This window comes from Duganella sp. GW822-FHT06D06 (assembly GCF_058799615.1).
Map to the genome: position 1 here is coordinate 1 of NZ_JBXALQ010000040.1, position 10,047 is coordinate 10,047.

2 protein-coding genes are annotated in these 10,047 nt (G+C 67.2%); both read right to left on the reverse strand.

Annotation, left to right across the window (positions count from 1 at the left end):
* Positions 1-1,814, reverse strand: a 1,814-nt coding sequence (locus AC1RMD_RS30950) for a condensation domain-containing protein (RefSeq protein WP_492932666.1), incomplete at its 3' end; no start/stop codon positions are given.
* The gene (locus tag AC1RMD_RS30955) at positions 1,814-10,033 is read right to left on the reverse strand and encodes an amino acid adenylation domain-containing protein (protein WP_492932668.1); all 8,220 of its coding nucleotides are present in this window, start codon (positions 10,031-10,033) and stop codon (positions 1,814-1,816) included. The genes AC1RMD_RS30955 and AC1RMD_RS30950, both read right to left, overlap by 1 nt.
* Positions 10,034-10,047: the final 14 nt, after the last annotated feature.

Sequence of the window (10,047 nt, forward strand, 5' to 3'; positions counted from 1 at the left end):
AGCGCCGCCGGGGCGCTGTCGGCCAGCATATACGCCAGACGTTCGGCCGGATAGGCCGGGTCCAGCGGCACATAGGCGCCGCCCGCTTTGAGCGTCGCCAACAGTGCAACCACCATCGCCACGCTGCGCTCCAGGCACAGCGCGACGCGCACGTCCGGGCCGATGCCGAGACCGCGCAGATGGCGCGCCAGGCGGTTCGCCTGGGCATTCAGTTCCGCATAGCTCACTTGCTGCTCTTCGAACACCAGCGCCACCGCGTCCGGCGTGGCCGCGACTTGCTGTTCGAACAGCTCGTGGATGCAGCCTTGCTGCGGATACGCTACATGGGTGTCGTTCCATCCCTGCAGTACCTGCTTGCGCTCCGCGGCGGTCAACAACGCCAGGTCGCCGACCCGCGTCGTCGGCGCATTAACAATTGCGTCCAGCAAATGGGTGAAATTTGCCGCCATGCGCTCGATGGTGGCGGCATCAAACAGATCCGTCCTGTACTCGAACACGGCATGCAGCCGCCCTTCGTCCTCGGTGAGCGTCAGCGTCAAATCAAACTTCGCGACTTCCGTGATGCCCGGGACTGAGGTCAGCTGCAATTCAGGCAGGGTAACAGCGCCATTCGGCGTATTCTGCAATACCAGCATGACCTGGAACAACGGCGCATGACCGGTATGACGCGGTGGATTCAGGACTTCAACCAGCTGTTCAAACGGCACATCCTGGCTGGCGAACGCCCCCAGGATGCAATCGCGCACCTGTGCCAGCAATTGCTCGAACGTCTGTTCGGCGTCAACCTGCGAGCGCAATACCAAGGTATTAACGAAGCAGCCGATCAGCGATTCGAGCTCCGGACGGCTACGGCTGGCGGTCGGCGTGCCGACGCAGATATCGCTCTGACCGCTATAACGGGCCAGCAAGACATTGAACGCGGCCAGCAAGGTCATGAACAACGTCGTCCGTGTTTGCCGGTTCAGGCTGTGGAGGCGCTCGGTTGTGTCGGCCGAAATGGCGAACGGCAACGAAGCGCCACGGTAGCTTTGCGTTGCCGGCCTTGGCCGGTCCAGCGGCAATTCCAGCAGCACCGGACTATCCTGCAACTGTTCTTTCCAATAGTCCAGTTGCAAGTCCAGTTTGTCTCCGCCCAGCCAGTCACGCTGCCAATGCGCGAAGTCGGCGTATTGAATCGTCAACTCCGGCAGGGGCGACGGCCGGCCCTCGATAAATGCCCGGTACAGCACGGCCACTTCCTGCACCATCACTTCCATCGACCAGCCGTCGGAAATAATGTGATGCAGCGTAAAGTAGACCAGATGCGACGTCTCGGTCTTCCGAACCAACTTGCACCGCAGCAGCGGACCGCTACTCAAATCGAAACCGGTCTGCGCTTCCTCGTGGGCCAGCGTGGCGGCCTGCGCATCGCGCTCTTGCTGCGGCAGATGCGACAGATCGGTGATCAACAACGGCAATTCAAGCTGCGGCGCGACCACTTGCGTGGGCAAATCGTCGTGCATAACAAACGTTGTACGCAAAGCCTCATGGCGGCGCACGATCTCGTTGATGGTCAATTGCAAAGCCGCGACATTGAGCCGGCCATCCAGATTGATGGCTGACACAATGTTGTACGAAGCATTGCCGGGCTCGAACTGATCCAGCAACCATAGGCGTTGCTGGGCGAACGATAGCGGAAGCGCCTCCAGATCAGGCGGGCGCTTCAACACCGGCAGCGAAAGTAGCTCAATCCCTCTCTTTTCGAGCAGTTGCTTAAGGATTTCGCGTTTTGCCATAGGCAGCAAATTGATTGCATCAACCGAGATGTTGTTCATTATTTTTGTGGTTCCGTAGCTGTCATTGAAGTCAATTCGTCGAGCGCATCCGAAAGCATGTCGCCCAGGTCGGAATGTCCGTCAGGATTGGCGTTAATCATCGTGTCGATCCGTTCGGCCAGGGCCGCCACGGTCGGTGTTTCAAACAGCATGCGCAGCGCCAGGTCGGCGTTGAAGTTCTTGCGGATCCGCGCCAGCAGCATCAGCGCCCGCAGCGAATGGCCGCCCAGCGCGAAGAAGTCGTCATGGATGCCGATCCGTTCCCGGCCCAGCACTTCGCCGTACAGCACCACCAGCGCCTGCTGCGTCGGCGTGGCCGGCGCCTCGTAGGCGGCCGCGGACGGCGCTTCGACCGCGTTGCGCGCGCCCAGTGCCTTGCGGTCCACCTTGCCGCTGCTGGTCATCGGCAGCGCGTCGAGCTGGTCGATGCTGTGCGGCAGGATCGCGTTCGTCATGCGCTCGGCCAGGAACTGGCGCAGGTCGGCCGGCATGGTGCCGGTCGCGACCACATAGGCGTGCAGCGAGGTCGAACCGTCGGCGCCGCTCTGGGCCACCACCGCCGCCTCCGACACGTCCGGGTGGCTCAGCAGGGCGTTCTCGATCTCGCCCACTTCCACCCGCACGCCGTTGACCTTGACCTGGCCGTCGCGGCGGCCGAGGAAACGCAGGTTGCCGTCGGCCAGCATGACGCCGATGTCGCCGCTGCGGTACACCCGCTCCGGCGCGCCGGGACGCAGCGGATTGGGCACGAACACTTCGGCGCTTTGTATCGGATCCTGGTAGTAGCCCAGGCTGAAGAACGACGAGCGCAGATAGATCTCACCGGGCGTGCCCGGCGGGCAGACTCGTCCCGCCGCGTCCAGCACGATGACCTGGGTGTCGGTGATCGGCTTGCCGACCGGGATGAAGCCGCGGCCCACGTCCGCCGCCGTGATGCGGTGGTAGCAACGGATCATGGTGGTCTCGGACGCGCCGTAGAAGTTGACCAGCTCGACCTGGCCGTCGAAGGCGGCATGGAAGGCTTGCACCGTGGCCGGCAACACCATCTCGCCCGACAGGCAGATGGTGCGCAGGGCCGTGGCGCGCGCCGCCTCGGGCGCCAGCGGCGCCAGTTGCTGATACGCCAGCAAGGCGCGCAACAGCGAGGGCACGCAGTGCACCAGCGTCACGCGGGATGCGTCCAGCCATTCCAGCAGCAGGTCCGGCGCCAGCTTGCGCGCCGGCGGCAGGCACAGCGTACCGCCCGCGCACAGCGGCACGAACAGGTCGCGCAGGAAGGCGTCGAAGGTCGGCGCGGTCAGTTGGCTGACGCGGGTGTCCGCGTTCAGGCCGAAGGTGTTGATTTCCCAATCGATGAACTGCGACAGGCTCTGCGACGAACCGAGGATCGGCTTCGGAATCCCGCTCGAGCCCGAGGTGTAGAACAGATAGCAAGGATCTTGCGGCGCCAGCTCCACCGGCTGCACGCGCTTGCTAGCCTTCTTCAACGGTGTCAGCGCCAGTACCGGCTCGCCCGGGCCGACCCAGATGCCACGGGCCGGCGCATCCAGTTGCGCGCCGATGGCCAGCATGGCGCTGCTGGTGGCTTGTTCGGCGATCCACCAGCGCGGCTCGACCCGCCCGACCAGCATGCGCAGGCGGGCTTCCGGATCGGTCGCGTCGAGCGTCAGGAAGACGCCGCCGGCCTTCATCACGCCGATCACCGCCGCGATATGCACCAGCGGCTGGTCCAGCAGCAGGCCCACCACTTGGCCCGGCATCCAGTCCAGCTTTTGCAGCTGACGCGCGAAGTTGTTGCTTTCGTTTGCCAGGCGCTCGTACGACCATTTCTGGTCTTGCCATTCCAGCGCGATCGCCTCGGGATGGTCGGCCGTCATGCGTTGCAGGCGCTCCAGCACCGGCAGCACCGGCGCGCCTGGCGGCAGTTCGCCGGCAAAGCGCAGATAGACCGATTCCAGCGGCGCCGCCGCAAACAGGTCGAGTTGCGCGACCGTCGTCTGCGGCGCCAGCGCCACCTGCTCCAGCAGCGCCACCCACTGTTGCATCAGGTATTCGATGGTTTCCGGCTTGAACAGCGCGCTGCGGTACTGGCAGTCGAAGGCGATGGCGTTCGCGTGCTCCTGCACCGTGAGTTCGAACTCCACCTTCACGTCGCGGTCGACCGGATCATGACGGGCTTCGAGTTGCAGCAACGGCAGTTGCTCGCTTTGGTAGTTGAGGACGTTGAACAGCAGCGGCGTGACCGGGAACTGGTTGGCCGGCCGTGGCAGGTCGAGTTCCTCGATCAGTTGTTCGAACGGATAGTTCTGATGCTGCAGCGCCTGCAACGCCACTTCCTTGCTGTGCGCCAGCACTTGCTCGAACGACGTCTCCGCCTCGACCGCCATGCGCAGCAGCACCGTGTTCAGGAAGAAGCCGATCAGCGGCTCGACGTCCGCCGAGTCGCGCCCCGCCACCGGCGTGGCGACGACGATGTCGCGCGAGCCGGTCAGGCGTGCCAGCCAGACCGACAAGGCGCCCTGCAGCGCCATGAACAGCGTCACCTGATGGTCGCGGCACAGCGCTTTCAAGCCTTCATGGGCGGCGCCGCTCAGGACCACGCGATAGTTGGCCCCCTCGGTCGAGGTGGTGGCGGTCAGCGGGAAATCGAACGGCAACGACGGCCGGGCAATGGCGGCGTCGAGCTGCCCATGCCAGTAGGCGCGGCTGGCGTCGTTGGAATCGGCCGCCAGCATGCGGTTCTGCCAGGATGCAAAATCCTTGTACTGGATCGGCAGCGCCGGCAGCACGTCCGCGCCGGCCCGGTCGCCGGCGGCCAGCAGGGTCCTGACCTCGTGTTCAAGGATCATGCCAGAACTGCCGTCGGCGATGATTTCATGCATGCACCAGACCAACAGCTGGCGGCCATCCCAGGTGTGCAGCAACTCGCCGCGGAACAGCGGTCCGCCGGTCAAGTCGAAGGCTTGCGTCGTGAACTGCGTCACGTGCTCGCGCAGCGCCGCTTCCGATTCAATGCTGCGCTCGACCAGCACCACCGGCTGCGCCGCTTCGACGCGCTGCGACAACTGGCCCGCTTCGTCCTCGACAAAGGCGGTGCGCAGGGTTTCGTGACGTTCGACCACCACGCCGAGCGCGCGTTCCAGCGCGGCGCGGGTCACGCCCTCGGTCAATGGCAGCAGCGCCGGCACGTGGTAGGCGGTGCTGCCGGCGTCCAGCTTGTGCAGCAGCCACAGGCGGCGCTGCGCGGCCGATACCGGGTATGCCGCTTGTGGCGCGGCACGTTCGATCGCCGGCGCGGCGGGCGCCGCGACCTGGCGCATGGTGTCGATCCGTTCGGCCAGGGCGGCCACGGTCGGCGTTTCAAACAGCATGCGCAACGCCAGGTCGGCGTTGAAGTTCTTGCGGATCCGCGCCAGCAGCATCAGCGCCCGCAGCGAATGACCGCCCAGCGCGAAGAAGTCGTCGTGGATGCCGATCCGTTCCCGGCCCAGCACCTCGCCGTACAGCACCGCCAGCGCCTGCTGCGTCGGCGTGGTCGGCGCGGAGTAGGCGGTCGCGGACGGCGCTTCGACCGCGTTGCGCGCGCCCAGTGCCTTGCGGTCCACCTTGCCGCTGCTGGTCATCGGCAGCGCGTCGAGTTGGTCGATGCTGTGCGGCAGGATCGCGTTCGTCATGCGCTCGGCCAGGAACTGGCGCAGGTCGGCCGGCAAGGCGCCGGTCGCGACCACATAGGCATGCAGCGAGGTCGAACCGTCGGCGCCGCTCTGGGCCACCACCGCCGCTTCCGACACGTCCGGGTGGCTCAGCAGGGCGTTCTCGATCTCGCCCACTTCCACCCGCACGCCGTTGACCTTGACCTGGCCGTCGCGGCGGCCGAGGAAGCGCAGGTTGCCGTCGGCCAGCATGACGCCGATGTCGCCGCTGCGGTACACCCGCTCCGGCGCGCCGGGGCGCAGCGGATTGGGCACGAACACTTCGGCGCTTTGCATCGGATCCTGGTAGTAGCCCAGGCTGAAGAACGGCGAGCGCAGATAGATCTCGCCGGGTGTGCCCGGCGGACAGGCGCGTCCCGCCGCGTCCAGCACGATGACCTGGGTGTCGGTGATCGGCTTGCCGACCGGGATGAAGCCGCGGCCCACGTCCGCCGCCGTGATACGGTGGTAGCAACGGATCATGGTGGTCTCGGACGCGCCGTAGAAGTTGATCAGCTCGACCTGTCCGCCGAAGGCGGCATGGAAGGCTTGCACCGTGGCCGGCAGCACCATCTCGCCCGACAGGCAGATGGTGCGCAGGGCGGTGGCGCGCGGCGCCGCCGCTTCCAGCTGGCGATACGCCAGCAAGGCGCGCAACAGCGACGGCACGCAGTGCACCAGCGTCACGCGCGACGCGTCCAGCCAGTCCAGCAGCAGGTCCGGCGCCAGCTTGCGCGCCGGCGGCAGGCACAGCGTGCCGCCCGCGCACAGCGGCACGAACAGGTCGCGCAGGAAGGCGTCGAAGGTCGGCGCGGTCAGTTGGCTGACGCGGGTGTCCGCGTTCAGGCCGAAGGCGTTGATTTCCCAATCGATGAACTGCGACAGGCTCTGGACCGAACCGAGAATCGGCTTCGGAATCCCGCTCGAACCCGAGGTGAAGAACAGATAGCAGGGCTCCTGCGGCGCGATCGCCACCGGCAGCACGCGCTTGCCGCTCTTCTCCAGCGGCGTCAGGGCCAGCAGCGGCTCGCCGTCGCCGACCCAGATGCCGCGCGCCGGCGCATCCAGTTGCGCGCCGATGGCCAGCATCGCAGTGCTGGTGGCCGGTTCTGCGATCCACCAGCGCGGCTCGACCCGCCCGACCAGCATGCGCAGGCGGGCTTCCGGATCGGCCGCGTCCAGCGTCAGGAAGACGCCGCCGGCCTTCATCACGCCGATCACCGCCGCGATATGCACCAGCGGCTGGTCCAGCAGCAGCCCCACCACTTCACCCTGCATCCAGCCCAGTTGCTGCAACTGGCGCGCGATGTCGTTGCTTTCGGTGGCCAGCCGCGCGTACGACCATTTCTGGTCTTGCCATTCCAGCGCGATCGCCTCGGGATCGGCGGCCGTCATGCGCTTGAGGCGCTCCAGCACCGGCAGCACCGGCGCGCGCGGCGGCAGTTCGCCGGCAAAGCGCAGATAGGCCGATTCCAGCGGCGCCGCCGCAAACAGGTCGAGTTGCGCGACCGCCGCCTGCGGCGCCTGCGCCACCTGTTCCAGCAGCGCCACCCATTGCTGCATCAGGTATTCGATGGTCTCCGGCTTGAACAGCGCGCTGCGGTAGTAGCATTCGAAGGCGATGGCGTCCGAGTGTTCCTGCACCTGCAGTTCGAACTCGACTTTCACGTCGATGTTCAGCGGTTCGTGGCCGGCCTCCCGCTTCACCACCGGCAATTGCTTGTCGAGGAAATTGAGCACGTTGAACAGCACCGGCGTGACCGGGAACTGGTTGACCGGCCGTGGCAGGTCGAGGTCCTCGATCAATTGTTCGAACGGATAGTTCTGATGCTGCAGGGCCTGCAACGCCACTTCCCTGCTGTGCGCCAGCACTTGCGCGAACGGCGCCTCCGCCTCGACCGTCATGCGCAGCAGCACCGTGTTCAGGAAGAAGCCGATCAGCGGCTCGACGTCCGCCGAGTCGCGCCCCGCCACCGGCGTGGCGACGACGATGTCGCGCGAGCCGGTCAGGCGTGCCAGCCAGACCGACAACGCGCCCTGCAGCGCCATGAACAGCGTCACCTTGTGCCCACGGCACATGGCCTTCAGGCCATCGTAGGCGGGACCGGACAGCACAAAGCGGTAGATCGAGCCCTGCGGCGAGGTGGTGGCGGTGAGCGGGAAATCGAACGGCAGGTTCAGGCGCGGCAGCTCGGAACCGAACTGCTCGTGCCAGTAGGCCCGGCTGGCATCGGTCGAGTCGGCGCCCAGCGTGGCGTTTTGCCGCGCCGCGAAGTCGCGGTACTGGATCGGCAGGGCCGGCAAGCCGGCCTGGCTGCCGCTGGCTTCGGCCTCCAGCAAGGCCAGCACCTCCTGTTCGAGGATCAGGCAAGAGGTGCCGTCGGCGATGATCTCGTGCATGCACCAGATCAGCAGCTGGCGGCCATCCCAGGTGTGCAGCAGCTCGCCGCGGAACAGCGGACCGCCGCCCAGGTCGAACGGCAGGGTCATGAACTGCGCCACATGGGCGCGCAGCGCCGCGTCCGAGCCGATGCTGCGCTCGGCCAGCGCCACCGGAGCGGCCTCGCCGACGCGCTGCGACAGCTGGCCGGCGTCGTCTTCGATGAAGGTGGTGCGCAGGGTTTCGTGCCGCACCGCGACGGCGCCGAGCGCGCGTTCGAGCGCCGCGCGGGTGACGCCGGCCGCCAGCGGCAGCAGCGCCTGCACGTGGTAGGCGGTGCTGTCGGCGTCCAGCTTGTGCAGCAGCCACAGGCGGCGTTGCGCGGCCGATACCACATGGTCGACCGGACGCGCCAGCGCCGGCACGGCGCGCGCGGCGGCGGTGCCCGGCGCCGTGGTGGTGGTGCTGCTGGTGCCGCCATCGAGCGGCGGGAAGAAGCCGCCGCGCCGCATGTCGGCAATGCTGGCGGCGAAGGCGTCGACGATGCGCTCGATGTCGGCGTCGCTGTGCGCGGTGGAGAGGAACATATTGCGTCCCTCCCAGATGTACAGCCCGTGGGCGACCAGGTGGTAGCAGAACAGGTCCAGATTGCTGAGGGTGTTCAGGCGGAACAGCGAGCCGCACTGGACGATCTGCATCGACACCTGCTGGTCGATGAACAGGCGGTTCAGCCGCTCCACCAGCGCGCTGGTGCGTTCGTTCAATTGTTGCTGCAGGCCGTGGCCGGACTGCAGCAGATGCTGCATCACGGCCTTGGTCGCCGCCATGGTGAGCGGATGCTTGCTGAAGGTGCCGGCAAAGAAGGTGGTCGGCACCGTGCGTTCGCCGCGCTCGGCGCCGCCGTCGACGCCGTCCATGAAGCGCGCCGCGCCGGCCACGATACCGAGCGGCATGCCGCCGCCGGCCGCCTTGCCATAGGTGGCCAGGTCGGCGCGCACCCCGAACCACGCCTGCGCGCCGCCCTGGTGCAGGCGGAAGCCGGTAATCATTTCATCGAAGATCAGCGGTATGTTCAATTCCTCGGTCAGCGCCCGCAGCGCCTTGAGGAAGGCGGCCGGCTGGATTTCCGGACGGCGTCCCTGGACCGGCTCGACCAGCACGGCGGCCAGTTCGTGGGCATGGGCACGGATGATGTCGAGCGACTCGGCGCTGCCGTAGTCCATCATCAGCGCGTGCTGCTCGATGCCGGGATGCAGTCCGGGCATCAGCGGCGCGGCGGCGCCGGGCAGGTCGCTGTCGGCATGGGCGCCGACCAGCGAGGCGTCGGCCCAGCCGTGATAGGAGCCGAGGAACATGCCGACCTTTTGCCGGCCGGTCGCGGTGCGCGCCAGGCGCACCGCCAGCATCACGGCCTCGGTGCCGGAGTTGCAGAACGCCACCCGCTGCATGCCGGTCAGTTGGGTGACCAGTCCGGCCACCTCGCCGGCCAGCGACGATTGCGGTCCCAGCTGCAAGCCTTGCTGCATCTGCTGCTGCAGGGCGTCGCGCACGAAGTGCGGCTGATGGCCGAACAAATGCGCGCCGAAGCCCATGGTCAGGTCGACATAGTCGTTGCCATCCACGTCCCACAGATGGGCCCCTTCGGAGCGGTCGGCGACGATCGGATAGAACAGCGTCTTGAGCGACAGCGGCAACACCGGATCGCTGGCGGAGAAGCGGAAGCCGGCGCGCGCGCGGTAGTCGGCCAGCACCGGGCGATGACGCTCGGTGGTCGCTTTCGAGCCGGCCGTGCGCGCCAGGAAGCGCGCCGTGAATTCCTGCAGGTAGGCTTGCTGCGGTGCGGTCAGCACGCGATACGGGTCGAATTGCACCAGTTCGGCAACCGGCGCCGGCGCTGGCGGCACGCTGGCGACCGCTGCCGGCGCCAGGCTGGCCGGCGCGGCCACGGCGGCGGCGGCAACCGGGGCAACCGGGGCAACCAGGGCGGCGGCCGCCGCCGGGGCTTGGGCGCCGACCACCACCAGTTGCTGCATCATCACTTCGATCTGGCGCTGGATCAGCCGCTCGACGGCGGACTCGCCCAGGGCGGCGGCCAGCGGCGGCAGCGCCGGCGCGGCGGATGCCGGCGGCAACGCGGCGGCCGTCACCGGCAGCGCGGCGG